The organism is Bacillus basilensis, from assembly GCF_050630465.1.
Lineage (GTDB): Bacteria > Bacillota > Bacilli > Bacillales > Bacillaceae_G > Bacillus_A > Bacillus_A basilensis.
Map to the genome: position 1 here is coordinate 122,920 of NZ_JBNTQO010000011.1, position 23,832 is coordinate 146,751.

Here is a 23,832-nt window from a genome sequence, read left to right on the forward strand (position 1 = left end):
GAACATGTATTGTAAAACTTGTGGTCTAGAACAATCGGATGTAGCGAATTATTGTACACATGATGGATCAAGTACAGGTAGTGTAGAAAGTGAAGTTATCTTAGCGCCGAAAGACTCAAAGTATTGCCGAACTTGTGGAGTTGAAAGTAAAGGGACTGCTACGTATTGTGAGAAATGCGGGGATTCCTTATTAGGTATTATGAAAAAAGAGATGAAAACAAGATTACCAGACGAAGGTTTACAATTACATGTAAGTCCATCTGGAAGCACTTTGAAAAAAGGTTTACTTGGTGGTGGGCTTGCAATCGTATGTATGTTTATAGCCGGTTGGATTGGTAGCTTAGTTGTCGATGCGGCGATTAACGACCTAGTGAGAACGATGCTTACAAATATGAACGGTATGTTGAATATGGGTACTATTAATCAATCTTTCGTTGGTATAGCACCATTAATTTTAATGTATCATTTAATAGGCCTTGAAGTTAGTGGGAGCGGGGAATATGCGATGTCATTTATCCTTCATTTCCCATTGTTCATCTTGTTAGCAATTCCAGCACTTATATTAGGTGGAATTGGATTCTTTTTAGAGAGAAGCAACCCTTCTGCTGTTTGGCGTGAGAAGTTACTAACATCAAGTGTTATCGGTATTGTATATGGAATTTTCTTATGCATCGTAAGCTTTATCGCAAGTTCTTCTACGACAATTTCTCAATTCTATAAAACGATGACCATCAGTATTGGTTATTCTCATGTTATTAGTTTATTGTATGGCATTATATTTGGTTTATTATTTACCTTTATTGGTATGTGTATTCAAGCAGGGCCACACCGTCTATTATCTTCTATGAGTCGAAGTGTTCCATATGCAACGTCTATTTATTATAGTGTGGTAACTGTATTAAAAGGATTGCTTATTACATTTGGTATTATACTTATTACAATTTTATTTAGCAGTTCAAAGTCAGTGGGACCAATTGATTTTCCCGAGAAAACATATAAAACATTCATTTCATTAGAAGCGACACCATACATGTGGAATATGGCTCACTTTGCTCCAACAGAAATTGAATGGGGAGATATGGATAGAGAAATGAGAAGATACTCAATTAAAAAAGGTCCATTGCATTTATCTTATACGTCAGGAATATCAATAAATGGTACGTCATTAAAAGATCTGGAAATTGCTAATGGAGCGAATCTTAAACGAGTAAAAGAAATTGATGATTTCAATTCCTATATGCACTGGTGGGGGGTATTAATTTTATTACCATGCATTTTACTATTTAGAGCTGGGATGAAATTGGCTCAATATCCGATGAAAAATATGTACGTAACTATTGCTGTGTTTAGTGCGGTGTATACTGTGATGATGCTTTGTGTAAATGCATTGGCCAAAATTCATATTGAGGCTTCAGGGAGTAAGGAAGTTATGAAGGAGTTTGCTGGGATTTCCGGACCATTGTTCTCTATTCAAAGTAGCACGCTGTATTTAATAGTAGGTAGTTTTCTTCTTTCGTACGCATTAACATTTGCTGGTATGAAGTTAGTAAAAAAATAAGGAGGAGAGCCATTTGAAGTTTTGTGGGAAATGTAATAAACAAGTTGCGGATCATTTGAACTTTTGTTCTGAGTGTGGAAGTAAGGTAGAAGTAATTGCTGATCAAACAGCTTCTTCTCGTTCAGAAGTACAACGAGAAATAAAGCCAGTGAAAAGTAAGAAAAATATAATGTTACTTATATGCTTTGTTGTTATCTTTGCTATATTGTTTGGTGCGTATAAATTTGGGGCAAGCAAGTTTTCAAAAGAAAAGCAAGTCAATGCTATGATTGAAGCATTCCAAAAGAAAGATGCGAATGCAATTGATGAGTTTGTAAAAGTAGATGATCCGAGTTTGAAAATGAAAGCTGAAGATATTAAGGGGTACATCCGTTATTTAAAAGAAAACCCTTCTTATAATAAAGAACTACTATCTTATTTACAAAGAGAGACAGTGGATCAAAAACTAGCAAGTGATAAAGCATCATTTAAAGATGGTCAAATTATAGAAGACGGGAAAGAATGGTTCTTATATCCGAAGTATAAACTTAATATGAAATCTTATTATATGAATGTAAGCACAACTGCGAAAAGTGCTGAAATATATGTGAATGATAAGAAAGAGACAGAGTTATCAAATGATAAAACTTCAAAAGAAGTTGGTCCGTACTTCCCTGGTTCTTACGTTGTAAAGGCAAAAGCGAAGACAGAACTAACTGAATTAGAAACAGAAAAAGAAGTGGACTTAGCAGATGAAAAAGAGGCGAAAGTGGATGTTAAATTATCATTAGAAGGAAATTATGTAACTATTTCTTCAGATGAAAATGATGCAACTGTATTTGTCAATGGTAAGAAGCGCGGGAAATTGAGTCACGGAAGTTATAAACTTGGTCCTGTACCGACGGATGAAACGGTAGAAGTACATTTAGAGAAAAACACTGATTTGGGTGTTATGAAATCTGAAAGTATTAAAATTGGAGACCAAAGCACGTATTATTTAAAATTCCCGAAAGAAACTTCAAGTTCGGCTGTTGGTGACTTTGTACGAAAGCATCTTTATGATAATGTGCGTGCGATTTCATTAAATGATTTTAGTCTAATTGAAAATAATTATGATAAGAGCGGGAAATCGTACAAGGAAGACCGTGATTATATACAATATTTACACAAAAAAGGAATTACAGAAGATTTATTAACAATGGAAATTCGCAATGTAGAGCGTCAAAGTGAAACGAAATATAAAGTAACGACATATGAAGAGTATCATATTCGTTACGGTGATGGCTCTGTGAAGTTTAAAAGCTTTAATAATGACCATATTGTTACTGTGAATGGAAATGGAAAGATATTGTACCATTCTCTTGGAGCGAATAATACGCTTAAGTCAGAGGAAGTATCTGGTCCGACTCGTTAATATAAAAAGGCTATCTCAATTATAGAGATAGCCTTTTTACAATTAGAAGCGCGTTTCCTTTAATATCGCTTGTACATATGGATCATGTAGTATTTGCTCTATAATTGGTAACATGTTTTGTTCGAATGGAATGTCGATAGGGAATGGCTTTTGTGAGCCGGGTTTGATTCCATATTGGACAAGTTTGTAATGTGTATGTTCTTCAGACTTGAGCACAATTAATTTATAGCGATTGTCATCGCCCGCGAGTGAAAAGTCAATGGAAGTAGCGTCGTATGTTACTTCATCTTTATATATATACGGTTTTGGTGTACCGATCCAGTCTACTTTTGCTTGTACATTCATGGATATAACCTCCTTATAGCTATTATAAAAAAATAAAAGCCAGCTCTCAACAAAGAGAACTGGCTTTAGCAGTCATTGGTTATTTTAAAATTTTCACTTTAACAGTTTTGCGTCCCCATTTTTGAGCAGCGCTATCTGATCCAAGTAGGATATCGATACGGTTACCTTTAATTGCACCGCCAGTATCTCCAGCGATAGCTTCTCCGTAACCTTCTACCCATACTTTAGATCCTAATGGGATTACTTTCGGGTCAACAGCGATCATTTTCATGTTCGGGTTCGCTGTTAAGTCATGACCCATTGCAGTTAATACACGGCCACCGTATGTGCCACCGTTTTCGCTCGGATGAGCTGTATATGCTGTAGCTACAACTGTTAACTCACGACCACCAGAAGGTGTGCTAGTTTCAGCAGCTTTCACAGCAGGCTTAGCAGCTGGTTTTGCTTGTGCTGCAGGTGCTTTAGCTGGTGCTACAGTTTTAGCAGGAGCAGGTTGTTCTTGTTTCTCGATAACAGGTGCTGTACCTGTTAAGAAAGGAACGTGAACATAAGCTGTTTTCCCGTTATATTCGAATTGTAACCACTCATTTTGTACTTGGTTCGTTGTTTCGATCATATCGTCTTTCTTCAGCGTCCCAAGAATTTCTGAGTTTGTGTTCGCTTCAGCACGTACGTTTAATACGTTAGCTGTTACGTAGTAGATGCTTTTTGTGAACTCTGCACTTACGAATGATTCTTTACCATTTAAAGTGATTTTTGACCATCCGTTTTCTGTATTTTGTACATCTATTTTATTACCGTTTAGTAATTTACCGACAACTTTTGATTCCGTAGTAGGGTTTTCGCGTACATTTAGTACGTCTGTTGTTACAACAGTTTCTGCATTAGCAGATGCGGTGAAAATCCCAAGACCAAAAACTGCTGCTGTTGCTATTCCAATTAATTTTTTCATGATAGCCTCCATTGCGTTTGTTTTCGTGTCCTCATTATAGCAACAGATTTTTTCGGATTTGGGGAAAACACACAATTACAAACCATTCGTAATAAGTCGTTAACATCCTGTAATATAACAAAAAATATAGGAAAGCGTTTTTCATTCTATATGACTAGTAGGTTTCTAATTATATTCAAAATATTTAATACAAAATATTTTTTGCGACGTAAATAAAGATGTTACAGGAGTGTTACAAAACGTTAACTAAACGATTACATTCCTTGAGTATTTTACCGTTTTATGGGTAATATAGTTATATAAACATAAACAATTCGTTTGTGAAACTATAAACACGTGCTATATACTAGCAAAAAAACCGCATAATTGTTACAAAAAGAAAGGGTTGCAAGGAAGAAAAATGCCCTTTTTTACATCTGTAACACATCCTTTTTTGGGAAAACACATTCCCATCCGCATTTTTCTCGCACATTTTGACAGCAGTATTCCTATCTCGTAGCTCTTGCAGAGTGAAAAGATTATACGGAAGGTAAGGCTGTCCATAAGAATTCGAATTGGTGAAGGTGAAGGTAAGAAAATCACCACAAAAATTATAGTTTTCTATCCGATTTTACATATCGGAATTTATGTTATTTACAAAAGTGAAACCTACGAAGGGGGATTTGATGAGGAAACTGACAAAAACATTCATCGTTTCATTAACATTATGTATTGCATTTACACTTTGGGGGATTATTCCCGAATCTATTATTGGAAAAGGTAGCCTAGGAAATGTAACAACCGCAATTCAAACTGCATTAGTTAGTAAGTTTGGATGGTTTTATATTATTTCTGTTTCTATTATTTTAGGTGTGTCTATCTTTTTAATTGTTTCGAAATACGGTTCTATTCGTTTAGGTAAAGATGATGATGAACCTGATTATAGTTATATGACATGGTTTGCTATGCTATTTAGCGCTGGTATGGGGATTGGCTTAGTTTTCTGGGGCGTTGCCGAACCATTAAACCATTTATACGCACCTCCGTTTGGAGAAGGGGCAACTGAGGAAAGTGCGCGTCTTGCACTGCGTTTTTCATTTTTCCATTGGGGATTACATCCTTGGGGACTATATGCGTTTGTAGCGTTGTGTATTGCTTACTTTACTTTTAGAAAAGGAAAAGCAAGTACGATTAGTGCAACAGTAGGTCCGTTATTTAAGGGCGGGGAACATGGGCGTATTGCTCATTCATTTGATGTGTTAGCTGTTTTCGCGACGGTGTTTGGTGTTGCGACATCATTAGGTCTTGGTGCGAAACAAATTGCCGGTGGTGTTAGTTATTTAACATCTATCCCGAATTCATTAACAACTCAGTTAGTTATTATTGCAATCGTAACCGTTCTTTTCATGTTATCTGCGCAGACAGGTCTTGATAAAGGAATAAAATATTTAAGTAATACGAACATTATTTTGGCATTTGCACTTATGATAATTGTATTATTTGCAGGTCCAACAAACTTTATTATGAATTACTTCACTTCAACGATTGGTTCTTATATTCAGGAATTGCCAAGTATGAGCTTCCGTTTAAGTCCATTAGATGAAGGCGGAAATCAATGGATTCAGTCATGGACAATTTTCTATTGGGCATGGTGGATTGCATGGTCACCATTCGTAGGTACATTTATTGCGCGTGTTTCACGAGGGCGTACCATTCGTGAGTTTGTTATCGGTGTGTTACTCGTACCAACCGTAATTGGTGCACTTTGGTTCTCCGTTTTCGGCGGAACTGGTATTCATATGGAGCTGTTTGGTGATGCACATATCTTTGAAAAAGTGAAAGAAATGGGAACAGAAGTAGGATTATTTGCTATGTTCGATCAGATGGGCAGCTTTGGATCAGCTTTATCGGTTTTAGGTATTTTACTTATTGCAACATTCTTTATTACATCTGCAGATTCTGCAACATTTGTTTTAGGGATGTTAACGACACATGGTAGTTTAAATCCACCAAACCGTATTAAAATGATTTGGGGTATCGTTCTAGCCGCTATAGCTTCTACCTTATTATATATCGGCGGATTAGAAGCCTTGCAAACGGCAGCTATCATTGCGGCATTCCCATTCGTCTTCGTTATTTTCTTTATGATGGCAGCGTTATTTAAAGAGTTACAAAAAGAAGGACGTATGAAGCGTCATAAATAATAGAAGGAAAAAGAGCTGATTATACATCAGCTCTTTTTTATATAGAAGGGATTTGAACTGCGAGTAAGGGAAATAAAATACTTTACTTTATAAGTAGTATGCCTTTTATACGAAGAAAAAACGAGGAATTTCGACAATGTTCGATATTTTACAAACTCTATTCATATTTTTGACAAAAAATTGTCGGAAATGTGTTGTCACGTTTATGTATATGTGCTATATTATTTCCTGTAAGCGATTTCAAATAGTTTTAAAGCGCATTCAAGGGGGACATCTAGAATAATGAAACGTTACGAAAGAAAGTGGAAGCATATTTGTTTGAAACGTGTGGCACATCGTAGTGTCCAAGAAAGCACGGAACCTAAGACTGAAACGCGCAAAGAACAGCAAGAGAAGCAATTGGTTCTACAAAAATAGCAATCACTTTTTCGTATATAAATGAAGGTCGATCGTTCGTTGGGGGATGGACGTGAAATTACTTTCAGCTAAGGGGTATTGTCTGATATATAATTTATACGGCAATAAATAAGCACAGAGCATACGGCGCTCTGTGCTTATTTTTATTTATCTTTTTTGAATCGAACTGTTTTATCCCAGCCAATGACTTGTTTCTTGCTCTTTGCACGTAAGTATAAAATTAAGCTACGAATGAATAAGTACGTAAAGAGCTGTGCGTACGTAAAGTACATGATAACACTAATAAAAATATTAGTTGGTGTAAAGGTTCGTTCCACACTCTGGGCACTAAATAATTGAGAAACATATGTAATATATGCGACATACCACATAAATAGTAGTGGAATGCTATATTGAATTTGGAATATACCGAGTAACCCAATTACGAACCAAACGTTCGAAATGATTAAGAATAGCCAAAATACAACATATACTAAAACTTGTTGTAAGGAATGGACGAGAAGTTTTCCTTTAAAGAAACTTAATGAAGAAAACATTTTTTCTAAAATGTACAAGTTCCCTTGAAGCCAACGTGTACGTTGCTTAATAAGGATTTTTAAATGCTCAGGTTCTTGTTCCCATGTAACCGATTCTGGAACGATTGGTAAGAGATAGCCTTTTTGTGTAATTCGTAATGTTAATTCAGCATCTTCTGCAATTGCATAAGGGTCATAGCCGCCAAGCTCTTCTAATGCAGAGCGACGAAGAAGCATGTTTGTTCCTGTCAGTGAACCCGTTTGGAATAGTAACCAGCGTCCGGATTGCATAAGGAGCTGGAAGATTTGAAATTCTAACGAAATCATTCGTGTTAGCCAGTTTCTTTTTTCATTTACAGTACGAACATGTCCAACTGCTCCAACAGCATCCTCAGTTGTTTCAGCGTGTTCTACAAGCATTCGCAATGCATGTGGTTCAGGCTGGTTATCTGCATCATAAACACAGAAATATTCACCATTTGAGATACTCAGACCATAGTTTAGTACACGCGATTTCCCTTTTGGTTCACCCGCCGGAACACGAATGTGACGAATGTGAGCATAAGCTTTGTCAAAATCGTCACCGATTTCAGGTGTTTCATCTTGAGAGTTATCATTTAATAAATAAACAGTTAGTTTGCCTGGATATTCAATCTTCGCCATCGCCTCTAAAGTATCTTTAATAACTACGCCTTCATTGTGGGCAGGTATTAAAATGTCGACACTTGGATAATGTTCTAACGTACGATCTTTTCGTTTCCTATTTCGGTGAACTAAGCCCGCAAGTGTTAAGAAAGAATAGTAAACGAGTAAGCCAGAGAACAGAAAAGCTGTAAAAATAAGTACATATTTAATTGAAAAGGTGATGCTAATCCAAAAAACAAGTACGCAAAACAAGAGGAATAAAAGGAGTATAACGAGTGTCATCATAATACTGTCGGTCCTTTTGTAGCGATTTGTTCTCGTTTAATCTTAATGTCTTGAATTGCCTCAACTGCAAGCCATTTTTCCATTTTGGGTTGTAGACGGTTCATTACAATGTCGGCACCAGCTTCATTTGTATTTTGTAATAAAATGACTAATGTGTTGTTATCATATTCAGCAGCAAGGTCAAAGTCAGCTCTTACCGTTTCAACTAATAATGAAGCTACACGATCCATAACACTTTCCTTCGTATATTTACTAAAGGAAGTGAAGTCGAAGGAAATAATAACACCTGTTTCATTGCGACGATTCATTGCAGTGATTAATAATGCTTGTCTTCTTTCGAACTCTTGTCTCGTTAATAATTTTGATTCTCCAATGTACTGTTCTAACGTTCTCACACGGTCGGTTAATTCTTTATTTTCATGAATAACCTTCTTTAATAAATGAGTTGATATATATACAATGAAGAAGTTTGCTGCCATTAGGAAGTGTGTAATAATGTATTCCCATTGTTCTGATGTACTCCATAAGTAAAGCCATGCTTGGTAGAATAGGTAGAACACCGAAATAATGGTTCCTAATATGAAGAAAACAAATGCAGTTTTATCAGCCAAAAATAGAAATAGTACATTAACAATTACATATATAATTGTAAAAATGAGAGCATGCTCGTATTGTGTTACATGTACAGTTGTAAAATAAAATAAGATTTGTAAAATCCACATAGAGAGGACTTTATAGAAGTTATCTTTCACAAAACTTTCCTCCTTAAAGATAATTCATGCAAGGATATTTGTAGTATGCGCAATTATTAAGAAATAGACCAGATGACTAGATTCTTTTGGAGAGAGCAACAACAAGTAGTATCCCTCTTTGGCAAGAAAAAATAAACAGACTTACTAATTATTGTATCATAATGTTTTTATATTTAGACGTAAAGTATTTAATATATATCGAAAAAATAAGGAGCATAATAAAAAGCCCCCCTCTTTAGAAAGAGGGGGGCTTTGATTTATTTTATAGGAACATCATACCTGCAACTGCTGCATTTAAGAAGTTAGCTAGTGTACCAGCGATAACTGCTTTAATCCCTAATTGTGCAATTTGTTTACGGCGAGTAGGAGCTAGCGTTCCTGTTACACCTAATTGAATTGCGATAGAAGAGAAGTTTGCGAATCCACAGATTGCGAATGTTAAAATTAGATTTGTTTTGTCAGAGAACTCAGCCATGTGCGGTCCTAAGTTTGCGTATGCAACGAATTCGTTGATTGCAAGTTTTTGACCGATAAAGCTTGCTGCTTGTATCGCTTCACCAGGAGAAACCCCGATTAAGATTGCAAATGGTGATAGTAAGTAACCGAAGATTAAATCAAGGCTAAGTTTAATATCGAACCAAGAACCAACCCATCCTAATAAACCGTTTAATAAAGCGATTAATGCGATGAAAGCCATTAACATTGCTGCTACGTTAATAACAAGTTGCATACCTTCAGAAGCACCACGTGCAGCTGCATCAATAACGTTTGCATCTTCACGTTCTGTAGAAAGCTCAACGTTATTATCTACTTTTTCTGTTTCTGGCATAATTAGTTTCGCAATTAATAAACTTGATGGAGCTGCCATAATTGCTGCTGCTAATAAGTGTTCTAACGGAATACCCATTGCTGCATAGCCGACAAGAACTGATCCGGCAACAGCTGTCATACCGCTTACCATAATAGTGAAGAATTCACTATTTGTTAAACGTGCTAAGTAAGGTTTGATTAAGATTGGAGCTTCAGTTTGTCCTAAAAATACAGTTGTTACTGAGTTTAAACTTTCTGCTTTAGAAGTTCCAAGAAGTTTGCTTAATGCGCCACCAACGACACTAACAAATCTTTGCATAATACCGAAATGATATAAGATTGCTACTAATGAACTAATAAATACAATTGGAAGTAGTGCTTGAATAAAGAATACAAATCCCCAAGGGCCTTTTGCGTTGACTAAATCCCCAGCAACGAACTTAATTCCCTCGTAAGAAAAATTAATTAATCCTTGAACGCCATCTGCAGCGTATTTTAAACCTGCTTTTCCAGCATCCCATCGTAATACGATAAATGAAAATGACATTTGTAATGCTAGCGCGATTAAAATTGTGCGCCAATTAATAGCTTTGCGGTTGGAAGATAGTAAGAAAGCGATTGCTAATACTCCAATCACGCCGCCAATTCCCCATAAAAGATTCATGCAGTGTATGCTCCTTCCTCATAGTAAAAAAAGTGTATAAACCAGTTGTCTATACGTTTACGAATATAACATCTTAAGTAACTTATCATAATGGACATCGGAGGTCAAACGTCTAACGAAAAGTTTAAATAAAAAGAAAATTCTTTGAAAAAACACATATAAAATAAATACACATGAAATAGGTTATGTTTTTTATGAAAATATATACATTATGATAACGTTATGGATTGTTTTTGTAGAATATGGTGTATGAAATAGGGAAATAGATACATTATTTTTTCGTGGATATAGGTGAAACATATTAAAAAGAGCCTTCTAGTAATCTAGAAGGCTCAAAAAATATAACTTAAGGTGCTTTTGTGTATCCTAAGAAATGGTTCTTCCAATAAGAGTTACTTAATGAAGCGATTGCTACACCTTTATCTCCAGCTTGGATAAATGATCCGCCCCCAAGGTAAATACCCATGTGGGAAGGACCCGATTTATAAGTGTTTTGGAAATAAATTAAGTCGCCTGGTTGTGGATTTGAAGTTTGTGGTAGGCTACCCCAATATCCCGCAACACTTTGTCGGCTAATGTTATGACCAAATTTCTTAAATACGTGGTAGATGTAACCACTGCAGTCAACACCAGTAGCAGAAGTTCCGCCCCAAACGTATGGTACGCCTTGCATTCCCTTTGCATATGCAAGTATGGAAGAACTGTTGCCGCTATTATTACCTGTATTATTGTTGTTATTGTTTTGATTGTTATTTTGGTTGTTGTTAGGCTTATTATCTACTGCGCCTCCAACTGGTGTTTTAGAAAGGTAACGTGTTCCGATATAACCAGTTTGGCCGTTGTAGTTAATTTTACTCCATCCAGAGTTTTCAGAGATTACTTGAACCTTCTGTCCCTGTGGAAGTGCGCCTATGATTCTATAATTTGTACCTTCGCCGCTACGTACGTTTAATGCAGAAGCATTAATGTAGTAGTCACCAATTGCACCTTGATTAGGTTGTTCAGGTTGTTTTGGTTGCTCAGGAGTAGTAGTGCCACCTTTAACGAATTTCATAAATTCGCTACTAACGTAGCCTGTTTTTCCTTGGTAGTTAACTTTAAACCAGCTACCTTCAGAGCCAATTACGTTTAATGTCGAACCATTTAATACGCCACCAATTACGCTATGGTAAGTAGCAGGGCCTGTGCGAACGCGTAGAGATGTTGCGTTAACAACGTAAGTACCACCAGTTTGAACAGTTACATTATTGTTTTGATTATTATTTTGGTTGTTTCCTTGTGTAGCGTTATCGCTAGAACCGCCTTTTGTTACGTAGTCTTTGCTTACGTAAGCTGTTTGGCCTGCATAATTGATTTTGAACCAATCTTGCACTTCGCCAACAACTTGTACTACTTGTCCTTTTGTAACAGAACCTACAGTTGTGTGAGAAGTGCTAGGACCTGTACGAACACGAAGGGAAGATACATTTACTGTATAGTTTCCGCTTGCTGGTTTTACAGATTCTTGGTTGTTATTATTCGTATTATTGTTTGAAGAACCTGCGTTAGAAGAAACACCAGATACGAATTCGCCACTTACATAGCCAACTTGTCCATTATGGTTGATTTTCACCCAACCATTTTCTTGACCGATTACGTTTAAAGCTTGTCCTTCATATACACGTCCTGAAACAGAACTAGAAGTGTTAGGAGCTGTACGAACACGTAATACATCAGCAGTAACTTTATTGTTTCCACTTGTATTACTTACATTAGAATTGCTTGTTCCATTTTTTGATACAAATTCGCCGCTAACAAAACCGGTTTGTCCATTAATGTTAATTTTGAACCAACCATTTTCTTGGCCAATCACGTTTAAGGATTGACCGTTATAAACGCGTGAGATGATGTCGTGAGAAGTACTTGATCCTGCACGAACATGTAATACGCTAGCGTTTACCGTATAAGATGAGCTGTTTGATGCAGAAGCTTGGACAGTTGTAGCAGCTTTTTGTGTATTTTGTTCTGGGGCAGCTTGAACACTATCAAGTGTAGGTGCTGCTCCTCCTGCTACAGACACTGCCGCAAGACCGGCAAGGTATTTTTTCATAATTTGTCGATTCCTTTCTGTCTGTAATGTAGTGAAGAAATATTTACCAACTGTTAAAAATTCTAAAGAGCATGTCGATTACTGTCAAGACTTATGCGGGAATCTGAATATGACAAAAAGATTACAAAAAAAATCAAGGCATAAATCTATACCTTGATTTCCATTTAAATACATATATTGAATGTAGAAAGAATAGAAATTATTCGTGTTTAAGAAGATGACATATTGGATTGTAACAAACTTTGAGAAAAGGATCTTTGTAGCATTTTAGTGATAGGGCCAACTTGACCATCTTGGATTGCGGTTCCATCAAGATGAGTCATCGGCAAAATTTCAATCGTCGTTCCTGTAAAGAAACATTCATCGGCTTGATAAACATCCCGAACGCTGAAAAGTTCTTCTTGTACAGGAATGCGAAGGGTTTTCGCTAAAGAAAGGACATATTGACGAATAATGCCATTTAAAATAAGGTGATTAGCTGGATGTGTGTAAAGAGTTCCGTTTTTGATTAGAAAGAAGTTAGAACAGCTTCCCTCAGTTACAGTACCATTTCGTACGAAAAGAGCCTCTTTACAACCTTTGCGCTCAGCTTTCGTAGCAGCTAATACATTGGGTAATAAATTTAATGATTTGATATCACAGCGTAGCCAGCGCGTATCTGGTTCTGATATAGCGCGTACACCATATTCAATCCATAATGCTGGTCTTTCTTTCTTTGTAATATAGGCATAGATTGTCGGAGGGACGTCATATGAGAATGTATGGGTACGAGCTTGTACACCACGAGATACTTGTAAATAAATAGTTCCATCTTCGTGGAAGTTATTATTTTCAATTAGTTTATAAAGTAGGGTAATAAGTTCTGCTTTTGAGAAAGGGAGTGTTAATTCTATTTCTTCCATGGAGCGATATAATCTTGTGATATGCGGATCTAATAAGTGAAAGTTTCCTTTATATAGGCGAATAACCTCGTAGACACCATCCCCAAACTGCAAGCCTCTTTCTTCAAGTTCTATGTACGTTTTTTGTTTCATTGTATCAATAACTGCATCATTCCAAAGTACAAATCTTTCATATGCCAATTTTCGTCCCATCCTTTCGTAAGTGCATAAGTAAAGTGAAACTTTAATTCATAAAAATCCCTATAGTAATTTTTATGTGGGTAACTCTTTACATATGACGTATATGTATTTGTAAATGGTAGAGAAGTAGTGGTGATTTATAGCATTTTGTATATACAAATTCGAAAATAAGAAATAAGAATCCTGCTTTTAAATAAAAAAAAGCAACATTCTTATGGAATGCTGCACAAGGAGGGTAGCTATCTTTCATAGGGACATCGTCTTATTGAATGTTTTGTGTATGGAAACAAAACATATTGAAAGACAATTATAAGAAAGTAGAAATAAAACGATTCATATATTTCTTTAAGGGATCTTATTACAGATGAGAGATAAGAAATATATAGAACCTCGTTTACATATTTTATTATAGAGATGTTTCGTTAACTCTATGTGAATATTTGGTAAAGGTTATGTAATGTTAAAGTTAATGAATATAAGTGATTGTATGGAGAAATATAAAAAAAAGAGGCTGAGATTACTCAGCGCTCTTCTTTTCTTCTTTAATAGCTGTCTTTACTTCACCAGTTTTGGTCTTGTTGCTTTCAGAGAAGCGAAGTAAGTCACCTTCAATGATTTTGTCAGACATGTTTAATTCATTTTGGGCACGATCAATGAGTGGTTGAGATTCTTCTTTTGGTAATTGTACAACTTCGCCAGTATTACGATCGTAGAATGTACTGTTCGTGTACATGTACTTATCTGTAACGAAGCTACCGTCACGAAGAACAACAAATCCTTTATTTTCTGGTGAGAATACATCATGACCAAATTGAATTTGATTCGTAGAATCTACACCAAGTAAGTTTAGAATTGTTGGTTTAATGTCAATTTCACCAGTTGGTTTTGAAATTGTTTTACCTTCTTTTTGACCAGGAACGTGAATAAACATCGGTGTTTTTTGTAAGTTCATATGGTCAAATGCAGTAATTTCTTCTTTTCCTAAGAACTGTGCCATTGCACGGTTATGGTTTTCAGAAATACCATAGTGATCACCGTAGAATACGATAACTGAGTTGTCGTAAATACCTTCTGCTTTTAGACGCTCAATAAAGTGTTTCATTGCTTCGTCTAAATAGCGAGCAGTTACCATGTAACGGTCAAATACGCCATCACCAGAATTGTATTCATCGATTAATTTCGTACTTTCATCATAAGTGAATGGGTAATGGTTTGTTAAAGTAAGGAAGCGAGTATAGAACGGTTGCTTCACTTCTTTTAACATATCGATAGATTGATCGAAGTATTCGATATCTTTTAATCCCCAATTTAATTTTGTTTCTGGTGTAATCTTGTAGTCAAGTTCGTTGTAGTAACGATCATAACCAAGTGCTGGATACATAATGTTACGGTTCCAGAACGTTGCGTTGTTCGCGTGGAATACCGATGTGTGATATCCTTGCTCACGTAAAATTTCTGGAGTTGCTGTATATTCGTTATTACCATGTGTGAAGAATACAGCACCACGGTCTAGTGGATACATTGAAGTATCTACTAAGAATTCAGCGTCAGATGTTTTTCCTTGACCAGTTTGATGGAAGAAGTTATCAAAGTAATAACTTTCTTTCGTAAATTGGTTTAAGAATGGTGTAACTTCTTGTCCGTTAACTGTTGCACCAATTAAGAATGTTTGTAATGACTCAAGAGAGACGACAATTACGTTTTTCCCTTTTGCAGTACCAAACATATTTGGATCTGGTTTGCTTTGCGTTGTTTTTACGTAGTTCTCTGTTTCCTGTAATTTACTACCGTCAGCAAATGCTTTTTGTGAACTTGATTTTGCTTGTAAGCCAAGATCATATACTTGGTGTACATATAAACCTAAGTTTTTAACAAGCATAACGCGGTCGAATGAACGTGTTAATAGTTCTGGACGTTCAGCTTCTGCCAGTCCTAAGTTTGCGAAGAAAATAGCAATTGTTGACACGAAGTATAGGGAACGCATTGGGCGTGCTACACGTTCTGTCGGTGCAAAATTCTTCATCTTCTTCAATAAAATGAAGAATACGATAATATCAGCAAATGCAAGGATAATTTTGTAGTTAAACAATTCTTTTACACTAGAACCTAAACTTCCGAAGTTAGATGTTTGTCCTAGTACTGGTAAAGTAACGAAGTCATTATAGAATCCGTAGAACATTACGTTACCAACAAGAACGATTGTTAAAACAAAACTAATTCCAAGTGCTATATAGTTACGTTTTTTCCCTTTTGCAAATAATGCAAGACCAACAAGCAGTAATGATGCTGCTAATGGGCTAAGGAATAAAATGAATTCTTGCATGAAAGATTCAAGTTTTAAATCAAAGCTTGTGCGTGTAATAAGGTATGTCTTCAACCATAAGGCTAAAGCTACGAATACAGTGAAACGCACATTTTGAAATTGTGATTTCAAGGTTTCTTTCATTCATTTCCACCCTTTCTCTATCAGGCTTGGTCGATTTTGGAGCGAAAAATGCTAAAATAAAAAATACATAGTTTTCTTGGCCATAATTAGAGGTTCTATATTCACCCATATACGACTATAACTATGCATACCCTTTTGGTTTCTTGTGTTGCTCATAAGCATAACGTCATTTCTGTATTATACAACAAAATTCATTTCTGAGAAACACTATAACATTTTACATTTTTTGTATGAGATTTGTCACTACCAGAGAAAACTTTAACATTCGTTTATATGTCCGTCAACTAGAAAATATAACAAAGGTAGAGCAGAATGTTAAGTGAAAGTGAAAATTTTCTTTGTTGAGAAATAAGAAATGACAATGGGTAAGTGGTTATCTAGAAACCTATTATATGAAGGGAAGTATGCAAAAATTAACGAACACTTGTTCTTTTTTGGTTTGTTTGTTACAATGAAAGTTCATTGATAGATTATGTGTAATTTTGATGAACTTTTACTGATAACATATTGTAGCTTATTTTTTTAAAAAAATAGGGAGGCTTTTACATGGAACAAAAATTTTCAGTTGAAGCGTTTTGGAAGAAAGTAAAACATGTTGCAAAGCAAGCAGGGCAGTCGGTCATTTATGCAAGTTTATTATTGTTTTACGTTTTGCAGAAACCGGATGTTCCAAAACGAGTGAAAATTATTGTAATTGGAGCGCTTGCTTATTTTATTGCACCGATTGATGCGATTCCAGATTTCATTGCTGGAATTGGTTATACGGATGATTTAGGGGCGTTAATGGCTGCACTATTACAGGCGTCGTTATACGTCAATGAAGATGTGAAAGATAAGGCACGAGTGAAGTTGGCAGAATGGTTTGGTTCGGATATAGACACATCCTTTATCGATCAGAAATTAGATCAATAGGTGAGAACTGTCATATGGTGACAGGGCGAACGTAAGCGAGGAAGTGCATTATGCCATCAGGAAGAACGCATACGAAAATAAACTTAATATCCCTTCCGGTTGTTTTGTTTTTGCTCTTTTCGTATGGATTAACAAATTTTGATTTTTTATTAACTTTTGCAATTGGCTTTTTAGTAGGGACTTCATTTTTAACGCCGGATTTAGATACGTATAGTAATGCGTATAATAAATGGGGATTCCTGCGTATATTTTGGTATCCGTATAAGAATGTCATGCCGCATCGCTCCTTCTTTACACATACAATTATACTTGGTGATGTAATTCGTATTGCATACATGTTAATTGTGTTTTCTCCGTTTTTATTCCTATTAAATGTAATCGCACTTGACGGGAATTTAATAGAAATTGCGAAGAAACATGAGGTTGAAATTGTAACGTTCGTAATGGGAATTGTTGTGGCAAGTACGCTTCACATTATAGCGGATAAAGTGAATACGCGCCGCAAGAAGATGATGAGAAAAAAGAAGAAACGCAGAAGATAAAAAAACCATCCCAAAAGGTATTTTGGGATGGTTTTTTCTTATTAATCAAACGTTTGTTTAAAAAGGAAATTAAGCTTTCAGTACTTTAATGCCTTTTACGATGTTCCAAATGAAGTAGTATAAGCTAATGATTCCGCAAATACATAAGACAATCATTGTACCGATCCCCAGTGTTACGTCTGGTTGATCAGATCCAAGACCCATAATTCCTAAAATAGTTACGCTAATGAATGTAGCGATACTTGGAATAATGTGTGTCCATAGAGCGCGTTTTGCATGTGGTTTTGTTTCAGCATCGCCTACAATCCACACAATAATAGGGAATAAGATAGGGGCAAATAATACACTAAAGTAAGATAAAGCTGCTAATATTTTGTTTCCGTTCATATATATCACCTCATAAATAATGTCCGTTGTTATACTATTATTATGCAATAGTTTTGACAAGCTTACTATCGATGAACATTACAAGAACGTGACGATTTTGTAAGATTTTCTGGTGAAATAATAAAATTTTCAAAAAAATCTTTTTTAATGGAAATTGTTATGGTACAGTATAAATGAAAGTTATTGAAAACGTTTTCTTAAACGTTTTTTTATTTTTAGGATTAAAGGTATGATGACCTGATAGTCTACTGATGAGGTTATTCTATTTAAAAGGGGATTCTTTAGGGGGAGAGAACAATGAACACATGGACACAAGTTTATGATCCGTTCGGAAACATTTGGATTTCGGCAGCGGTCGCACTTATTCCGATTATATTTTTTTTCTTAGCTTTAGCAGTTTTCCGCATGAAGGGGTATGTGGCAGGATTTATTACAGTTGTACTTACAATTTTAGTGGCGTTATTCGCTTATAAGATGCCGTTCACGATGGCGATGGCAGCGACCGGATATGGTTTCTTATACGGATTATGGCCAATTGCTTGGATTATCATTATGTCGGTATTTTTATATAAAATTTCTGTGAAAACAGGTCAATTTGATGTGATTCGTGCATCTGTATTATCCATTACGAATGACCATCGTTTACTCGTTATTTTAATCGGTTTTTCATTCGGAGCATTTTTAGAAGGGGCAGCAGGATTTGGTGCACCAGTAGCGATTACGGCAGCACTTCTGGCAGGCCTTGGGTTAAATCCTTTATATGCAGCGGGTCTTTGTTTAATTGCAAATACGGCACCAGTAGCGTTCGGGGCGATGGGAATTCCGATTACAGTTGCTGGACAAGTAACAGGTATTGATCCACATAAAATCGGACAAATGGCTGGACATCAATTACCGTTTCTATCATTATTTGTTCCGTTCTTTATCGTATTTTTAATGGATGGATTGAAAGGGGTAAGACAGACTTGGCCTGCTTTACTTGTAGCGGGTAGTTCGTTTGCAATTACTCAGTTCATTACAGCGACATTCTTAGGACCAGAACTTCCGGATATTACGTCAGCACTTGTAAGTTTAGTTAGTTTATCGTTGTTCTTAAAAGTATGGCAACCGAAAGAAATCTATCAATCCGGGCAAGCAAATAGTGAAGTAGCTGCAACAACAACGGCGGCATCGATGCCGAAATTAACGTTAGGAAAAGTTGTAAAGGCATGGTCTCCATTTATCGTATTAACGGTTATGGTAGTTATTTGGAGTCAAAGTTTCTTTAAAGCATTATTTGCTCCAGGAGGCGTGTTAGAAAGCCTTGTATTTAAGTTTGAAATTCCAGGCTTGCATAATTTGGTAATGAAGGCAGAGCCTATTGTAAATAAAGCGACGCCTTACGAGGCAATTTTGAAGTTTGATGTATTATCAGCAACTGGAACAGCGATTTTAATTGCTTGTCTCATTTCCATGTTTATTTTGAAAATGAGTGTAAAAGATGCAGTAGTAACATTTAAAGAAACGTTAAGCGAATTGAAAATGCCAATTCTATCTATCGGATTCGTATTAGGATTTGCATTTATCGCAAACTATTCTGGTCTATCTTCTACACTAGCATTAGCACTAGCAGGAACTGGCGGACTATTCCCATTCTTCTCACCATTCCTAGGCTGGATTGGCGTATTCTTAACAGGTTCCGATACGTCAGCGAATGCATTATTCTCAAATCTACAAGCAATTACAGCACAACAAGTTGGTGTATCTGAAGTACTTCTCGTTGCAGCAAATACAACGGGTGGTGTAACAGGAAAAATGATTTCTCCGCAATCAATTGCAATTGCTTGTGCGGCAGTTGGACTTGCTGGAAAAGAATCAGATTTATTCCGCTTCACAGTGAAGCATAGTTTATTCTTTGTAATTATTGTTGGTATTATGACGTATGTACAGGCATATTATTTAACGTGGATGATTCCATAAGTAACAAAAGAAATAAACTTTGCATTTTTCAGATTATCGTGTATGATGGGAAAGTATTGAAAATTAAATCAGTGATAAACTAGGGGTGCCTAACGTATGCGTAGGCTGAGAGAGAAGCGCGTGATCTTCTTAACCCTTTGGACCTGATCTGGCTCGTACCAGCGTAGGGAAGTTAACGGCTTTACATAATGATGTCTTTTATGAGCCAGGTCCTTATTTTTTTATGGACCTGGCTCTTTTTATTTTGGCATACGCTGGCCATATCTCGTCCTTGTCACGAACAGGGGAGGCAACAAAGGTTATGAAACAATCTGTTTCAGCTGAGCAAATTGAATTGAAATCGAGTTTACCAGGGAGTAAGAAAGTATATGTAGATGGACCACGCGCAGGTATGAAAGTGCCGATGCGTGAGATTGAACAAAGCGAAACGAACGGCGTCTCAAATCCGCCAATCCGTGTGTATGATACGAGCGGTCCTTATACGGATCCGGCGTATAAAGTAGAGCTGGAAAAGGGGATTCCAACGCCGCGCCACTCTTGGATTCTAGAGCGCGGGGATGTAGAGGCATATGAAGGGCGCGAGGTGAAACCAGAGGATGACGGTGTGAAAGTGGCTTCGAAACATACACATATTTTCCCGCAAATGGATCGCCAGCCGCTTAGAGCGAAGCAAGGTGCAAATGTTACGCAAATGCATTATGCGCGTAATGGCATTATTACGTCTGAGATGGAATACGTTGCGATTCGTGAAGGCGTAGAGCCTGAGTTTGTTCGTAAGGAAATTGCAGAAGGTCGTGCCATTTTACCAGCGAATATTAATCATCCGGAAGCAGAACCGATGATTATCGGGCGTAATTTTCACGTGAAGGTCAATGCAAATATCGGAAACTCTGCTGTATCTTCTTCTATTGCAGAAGAAGTAGAGAAGATGACGTGGGCAACGCGCTGGGGTGCAGATACGATTATGGATTTATCTACAGGTAAAAATATTCATACGACGCGTGAGTGGATTATTCGTAACGCGCCTGTACCAGTTGGAACTGTACCAATCTATCAAGCACTGGAAAAAGTAAACGGAATTGCAGAAGATTTAACGTGGGAAGTGTATCGTGATACGTTAATTGAGCAAGCGGAGCAAGGCGTGGATTACTTTACGATTCATGCCGGAGTATTACTTCGTTACATTCCAATTACGGCAAAACGTACGACGGGTATCGTTTCACGCGGTGGTTCAATTATGGCGCAGTGGTGTTTATTCCATCATAAAGAAAACTTTCTATACACTCATTTTGAAGAGATTTGTGAAATTATGAAGCAGTATGATGTTTCGTTCTCTCTCGGAGATGGATTACGTCCAGGTTCAATTGCAGATGCAAATGACGAGGCACAATTCTCTGAGCTTGAAACACTTGGTGAATTAACGAAAATTGCTTGGAAACATGATGTGCAAGTGATGATTGAAGGGCCTGGGCATGTACCGATGCATTTAATTAAAGAGAATATGGAGAAAGAGCTTGATATTTGTCAGGGCGCGCCGTTCTATACACTTGGGCCGTTAACGACAGATATTGCACCAGGTTATGACCATATTACATCGGCAATTGGAGCTGCGATGATTGGCTGGTTTGGAACGGCGATGCTTTGTTATGTAACGCCGAAAGAACATTTAGGATTGCCAAATAAAGATGATGTTCGCACGGGGGTTATTACGTACAAGATCGCTGCACATGCAGCTGATCTTGCGAAAGGGCATAAAACGGCTCATCAGCGTGATGATGCACTTTCAAAAGCTCGTTTTGAATTCCGTTGGCGCGATCAATTTAATTTATCTTTAGATCCTGAGCGTGCGATGGAGTACCATGATGAAACATTGCCAGCAGAAGGCGCGAAAACGGCTCATTTCTGTTCCATGTGTGGACCGAAGTTTTGTAGTATGAGAATCTCACATGATATTCGTGAATACGCGAAAGAAAATGATTTAGAAACGACAGAAGCAATTGAAAAAGGGATGAAAGAGAAAGCGAAAGAATTTAAAGACACTGGTAGTCATTTATACCAATAACACGTTACACCTCTTTACTTGATTGATCACACTGTAGTACCTAACTTAAATATAGAAGAAGCCCCCTTTGCTAAGACGGTAGCAAAAGGGGCTTCTGTCGTTTATAAGGCGAAGAAGAGGTGTACCCAGTAGTATAAGAGGAATAATGTGACGACTGTTGTGAGAGGAATAACGATAAGGGATACACTTAAATAGTCTTTCCATTTTACTTTAATTTTGTTTTGTTTCAGTATATACATCCAAATGAGGGAAGCTAGCGTACCGATTGGTAATAATAGTGAACCGATGTCACTACCGATAATATTTGCGAGATAGATAGTTTTTAATGTGACTGGGTCTAGTCCCATTTCTGTTAACGTAATGGTACCAATCATAAGTGCAGGGTGATTATTGAAGATGTTAGAGAGGAGGGAAACAAGTCCGCCCATTGCAAAGCTAGCATAGAGTAGATGCTGACTTACAACTGGTTCGAGCCAATTTACAAGTGCTGTTGTTAATCCTGCGTTGTGAAGTCCGTAAATAATGACGTACATAGAGAAGGCGAAAATTAAAATGTGCCACGGTGTCTTTTTCAAAATGTCGACAGGATTTGTTCGTAAGTAGTACCATCTCCAGATGAGAAGAACGAGTGAGCCGAGTACGGCAACAATTTCAATTGGGATAGATAAGAAGGATGCGACGAATAGAAGACAGCGCATAAGGAAGACGAAGCCTAATACTTTCAACATAAATCTTGTCCGTTTTTGTTTCGTATCAACAGAATTTTTTCCTTTTAATGGATGGAAGTTTTTTGTGAAGAACATTTCTTCGATATCATATGAAGAAACAGGTAATCTTTCTGGTAGTTTTTTCTTTAAAACTGTGTACATAAGCCATGACATAAACAATAGTCCTAATGTTGCAGGTACAAACATCATAGCAGTATGCATATAAAGAGTCATATTTACGATATTTAATGCGATTAAGTTTACGATATTACTTACACCAATTGGTGCACTAGATGCAGTAGCGATTAAAGCACCGCTTAATAAATAAGGGATTTGTTGATGGGGTTTTAATTGAAGATTTTTTAGGAGAAGAATTAAAATTGGAGTTGTAATTAAAATACTACCGTCGTTATTAAATAAAAGAGTCATAAGAAAACATAATAATTGAATATACCAGTATAAACGGCGACCAGAACCTTTTGCTAAATTTGCAAGTTTCGCTGCGGACCAGTGGAAGAAGCCGAAGCTTTCTAATATAACCGCCATAACGATGGTCGCTAATATTGTTATGGAGGCACCGCCAATTTTACTGATAATGTCCATGACGTCTGGTTTTGATACAAGTCCAGTAATCAGGATAATGCCAGCACCAATTGCTGCCGGCCACGCCTCATTTAAACCACGGGGTCGCCAAAAGACAACAATCATTGTTAAGAAGAATACAATAATAGTAATCCATATTTCAATGCTCATATTTTACCTACCTTTCTACTTTTCCTTAAACCAATGTAGCTTGTCTCAAGGTCTGTATTGATAGTATATTCAGCAAAAAATAAGAAGAACTAGGCATATAATGGAATGAAGTGAATATGTGTTTTTCAAGCTAAAGGACAAGTGTCACTACTAGTGAAATAACTATTGTGAGAGGAGTCTATAAATTAGTTGGGCAGTAAGATAGTAAATGAAATTTATATGGGTGATTATGGAGATGTATTGGCGCAACTCAAAATATATCAGCGATTATTGGAAAATATCGGCGCAACTCAAAATATATCAGCGATTTTTAAAATATATCGATTTACCGACAAAACATGACAAAAGGAGTCCATCCCAAAATATCTTTTGGA

At 36.6% G+C, this 23,832-nt stretch carries 18 protein-coding genes and 1 riboswitch; of the genes, 8 read left to right on the plus strand and 10 right to left on the minus strand.

Going from position 1 to position 23,832, the window contains the following annotated elements; translation table 11 throughout:
* Nucleotides 1–4: 4 nt before the first annotated feature.
* Together ACQVV1_RS19905 and ACQVV1_RS19910 are read left to right on the plus strand one after the other, a co-directional pair.
* Complete coding sequence (locus ACQVV1_RS19905; RefSeq protein WP_242254298.1) at nucleotides 5–1,558, plus strand: hypothetical protein; 1,554 nt, start codon at nucleotides 5–7, stop codon at nucleotides 1,556–1,558.
* 13 nt (nucleotides 1,559–1,571) lie between these two features.
* The gene (locus ACQVV1_RS19910) at nucleotides 1,572–2,951 is read left to right on the plus strand and encodes a zinc ribbon domain-containing protein (RefSeq protein WP_242254300.1); all 1,380 of its coding nucleotides are present in this window, start codon (nucleotides 1,572–1,574) and stop codon (nucleotides 2,949–2,951) included.
* A gap of 42 nt (nucleotides 2,952–2,993) precedes the next feature.
* Here ACQVV1_RS19910 and ACQVV1_RS19915 read toward each other — a convergent pair whose 3' ends face one another.
* A complete protein-coding gene (locus ACQVV1_RS19915; RefSeq protein WP_242254302.1) occupies nucleotides 2,994–3,296 on the minus strand; it encodes a DUF3910 family protein in 303 nt (100 codons plus the stop codon).
* Between the two features lie 79 nt (nucleotides 3,297–3,375).
* Nucleotides 3,376–4,248 (minus strand): cell wall-binding protein EntA, encoded by an 873-nt coding sequence (locus tag ACQVV1_RS19920; RefSeq protein ID WP_242254304.1) that lies wholly within the window; start codon nucleotides 4,246–4,248, stop codon nucleotides 3,376–3,378.
* A 665-nt stretch (nucleotides 4,249–4,913) separates the two neighbouring features.
* On the opposite strand from ACQVV1_RS19920, the gene opuD reads away from it, so the two are divergent.
* Nucleotides 4,914–6,431, plus strand: coding sequence for a glycine betaine transporter OpuD (gene opuD / locus ACQVV1_RS19925; RefSeq protein ID WP_063221837.1), 1,518 nt, complete (start codon nucleotides 4,914–4,916; stop codon nucleotides 6,429–6,431).
* Nucleotides 6,432–6,991: 560 nt separating this feature from the next.
* Here opuD and ACQVV1_RS19930 read toward each other — a convergent pair.
* The 6 genes from ACQVV1_RS19930 to ACQVV1_RS19955 all read right to left on the minus strand — a co-directional run bounded on the left by ACQVV1_RS19930 (nucleotide 6,992) and on the right by ACQVV1_RS19955 (nucleotide 16,136).
* Nucleotides 6,992–8,293 (minus strand): glycosyltransferase family 2 protein, encoded by a 1,302-nt coding sequence (locus ACQVV1_RS19930; protein WP_242254306.1) that lies wholly within the window; start codon nucleotides 8,291–8,293, stop codon nucleotides 6,992–6,994.
* A complete protein-coding gene (locus ACQVV1_RS19935; RefSeq protein WP_242254307.1) occupies nucleotides 8,290–9,045 on the minus strand; it encodes a PleD family two-component system response regulator in 756 nt (251 codons plus the stop codon). The genes ACQVV1_RS19930 and ACQVV1_RS19935 overlap by 4 nt, the downstream gene beginning before the upstream one ends.
* A gap of 262 nt (nucleotides 9,046–9,307) precedes the next feature.
* On the minus strand, nucleotides 9,308–10,519 hold the full coding sequence (locus ACQVV1_RS19940) for a NupC/NupG family nucleoside CNT transporter (RefSeq protein WP_063221834.1): 1,212 nt from the start codon (nucleotides 10,517–10,519) through the stop codon (nucleotides 9,308–9,310).
* Nucleotides 10,520–10,865: 346 nt separating this feature from the next.
* Nucleotides 10,866–12,608 carry a C40 family peptidase gene (locus tag ACQVV1_RS19945; RefSeq protein WP_431169420.1) on the minus strand — a complete coding sequence of 581 codons (1,743 nt, stop codon included), beginning with the start codon at nucleotides 12,606–12,608 and terminating at the stop codon, nucleotides 10,866–10,868.
* A 209-nt stretch (nucleotides 12,609–12,817) separates the two neighbouring features.
* Complete coding sequence (locus ACQVV1_RS19950) at nucleotides 12,818–13,702, minus strand: D-amino-acid transaminase (RefSeq protein ID WP_080468345.1); 885 nt, start codon at nucleotides 13,700–13,702, stop codon at nucleotides 12,818–12,820.
* A 505-nt stretch (nucleotides 13,703–14,207) separates the two neighbouring features.
* Nucleotides 14,208–16,136: an LTA synthase family protein gene (locus ACQVV1_RS19955; protein WP_060632903.1), complete on the minus strand. Its 1,929-nt coding sequence runs from the start codon at nucleotides 16,134–16,136 to the stop codon at nucleotides 14,208–14,210.
* Nucleotides 16,137–16,682: 546 nt separating this feature from the next.
* On the opposite strand from ACQVV1_RS19955, the gene ACQVV1_RS19960 reads away from it, so the two are divergent.
* Complete coding sequence (locus ACQVV1_RS19960; RefSeq protein WP_431169421.1) at nucleotides 16,683–17,048, plus strand: YkvA family protein; 366 nt, start codon at nucleotides 16,683–16,685, stop codon at nucleotides 17,046–17,048.
* A gap of 50 nt (nucleotides 17,049–17,098) precedes the next feature.
* On the plus strand, nucleotides 17,099–17,590 hold the full coding sequence (locus tag ACQVV1_RS19965) for a metal-binding protein (protein ID WP_431169422.1): 492 nt from the start codon (nucleotides 17,099–17,101) through the stop codon (nucleotides 17,588–17,590).
* 69 nt (nucleotides 17,591–17,659) lie between these two features.
* Here ACQVV1_RS19965 and ACQVV1_RS19970 read toward each other — a convergent pair whose 3' ends face one another.
* The gene (locus tag ACQVV1_RS19970; RefSeq protein ID WP_431169423.1) at nucleotides 17,660–17,977 is read right to left on the minus strand and encodes a magnetosome magnetite crystal formation protein family; all 318 of its coding nucleotides are present in this window, start codon (nucleotides 17,975–17,977) and stop codon (nucleotides 17,660–17,662) included.
* Nucleotides 17,978–18,274: 297 nt separating this feature from the next.
* Between ACQVV1_RS19970 and lldP the strand changes: the two genes are divergently transcribed.
* A complete protein-coding gene (lldP, locus tag ACQVV1_RS19975; RefSeq protein ID WP_309259521.1) occupies nucleotides 18,275–19,936 on the plus strand; it encodes an L-lactate permease in 1,662 nt (553 codons plus the stop codon).
* Nucleotides 19,937–20,007: 71 nt separating this feature from the next.
* Nucleotides 20,008–20,123: riboswitch (TPP riboswitch) on the plus strand.
* A gap of 114 nt (nucleotides 20,124–20,237) precedes the next feature.
* Nucleotides 20,238–21,998: a phosphomethylpyrimidine synthase ThiC gene (gene thiC, locus ACQVV1_RS19980; RefSeq protein ID WP_242254986.1), complete on the plus strand. Its 1,761-nt coding sequence runs from the start codon at nucleotides 20,238–20,240 to the stop codon at nucleotides 21,996–21,998.
* A 101-nt stretch (nucleotides 21,999–22,099) separates the two neighbouring features.
* On the opposite strand, the gene ACQVV1_RS19985 is transcribed toward thiC, so the two are convergent.
* Entirely contained in the window at nucleotides 22,100–23,458 is a 1,359-nt protein-coding gene (locus ACQVV1_RS19985) for an arsenic transporter (protein WP_063221829.1), read from the minus strand.
* A 189-nt stretch (nucleotides 23,459–23,647) separates the two neighbouring features.
* Here ACQVV1_RS19985 and ACQVV1_RS19990 point away from each other — a divergent pair, with 189 nt between their 5' ends.
* Nucleotides 23,648–23,800, plus strand: coding sequence for a hypothetical protein (locus tag ACQVV1_RS19990; RefSeq protein WP_242254984.1), 153 nt, complete (start codon nucleotides 23,648–23,650; stop codon nucleotides 23,798–23,800).
* Nucleotides 23,801–23,832 lie beyond the last annotated feature (32 nt).

Excerpts from the sequence above, each read along its gene's own strand:
- ACQVV1_RS19905 (WP_242254298.1), top strand. The coding sequence starts at position 5 with ATGTATTGTAAAACTTGTGGTCTAGAACAATCGGATGTAGCGAATTAT.
- ACQVV1_RS19915 (WP_242254302.1), bottom strand. The coding sequence starts at position 3,296 with ATGAATGTACAAGCAAAAGTAGACTGGATCGGTACACCAAAACCGTAT.
- ACQVV1_RS19920 (WP_242254304.1), bottom strand. The coding sequence starts at position 4,248 with ATGAAAAAATTAATTGGAATAGCAACAGCAGCAGTTTTTGGTCTTGGG.
- opuD (WP_063221837.1), top strand. The coding sequence starts at position 4,914 with ATGAGGAAACTGACAAAAACATTCATCGTTTCATTAACATTATGTATT.
- ACQVV1_RS19930 (WP_242254306.1), bottom strand. The coding sequence starts at position 8,293 with ATGATGACACTCGTTATACTCCTTTTATTCCTCTTGTTTTGCGTACTT.
- ACQVV1_RS19940 (WP_063221834.1), bottom strand. The coding sequence starts at position 10,519 with ATGAATCTTTTATGGGGAATTGGCGGCGTGATTGGAGTATTAGCAATC.
- ACQVV1_RS19945 (WP_431169420.1), bottom strand. The coding sequence starts at position 12,608 with ATGAAAAAATACCTTGCCGGTCTTGCGGCAGTGTCTGTAGCAGGAGGA.
- ACQVV1_RS19950 (WP_080468345.1), bottom strand. The coding sequence starts at position 13,702 with ATGGGACGAAAATTGGCATATGAAAGATTTGTACTTTGGAATGATGCA.
- ACQVV1_RS19955 (WP_060632903.1), bottom strand. The coding sequence starts at position 16,136 with ATGAAAGAAACCTTGAAATCACAATTTCAAAATGTGCGTTTCACTGTA.
- ACQVV1_RS19960 (WP_431169421.1), top strand. The coding sequence starts at position 16,683 with ATGGAACAAAAATTTTCAGTTGAAGCGTTTTGGAAGAAAGTAAAACAT.
- ACQVV1_RS19965 (WP_431169422.1), top strand. The coding sequence starts at position 17,099 with ATGCCATCAGGAAGAACGCATACGAAAATAAACTTAATATCCCTTCCG.
- ACQVV1_RS19970 (WP_431169423.1), bottom strand. The coding sequence starts at position 17,977 with ATGAACGGAAACAAAATATTAGCAGCTTTATCTTACTTTAGTGTATTA.
- lldP (WP_309259521.1), top strand. The coding sequence starts at position 18,275 with ATGAACACATGGACACAAGTTTATGATCCGTTCGGAAACATTTGGATT.
- thiC (WP_242254986.1), top strand. The coding sequence starts at position 20,238 with ATGAAACAATCTGTTTCAGCTGAGCAAATTGAATTGAAATCGAGTTTA.
- ACQVV1_RS19985 (WP_063221829.1), bottom strand. The coding sequence starts at position 23,458 with ATGAGCATTGAAATATGGATTACTATTATTGTATTCTTCTTAACAATG.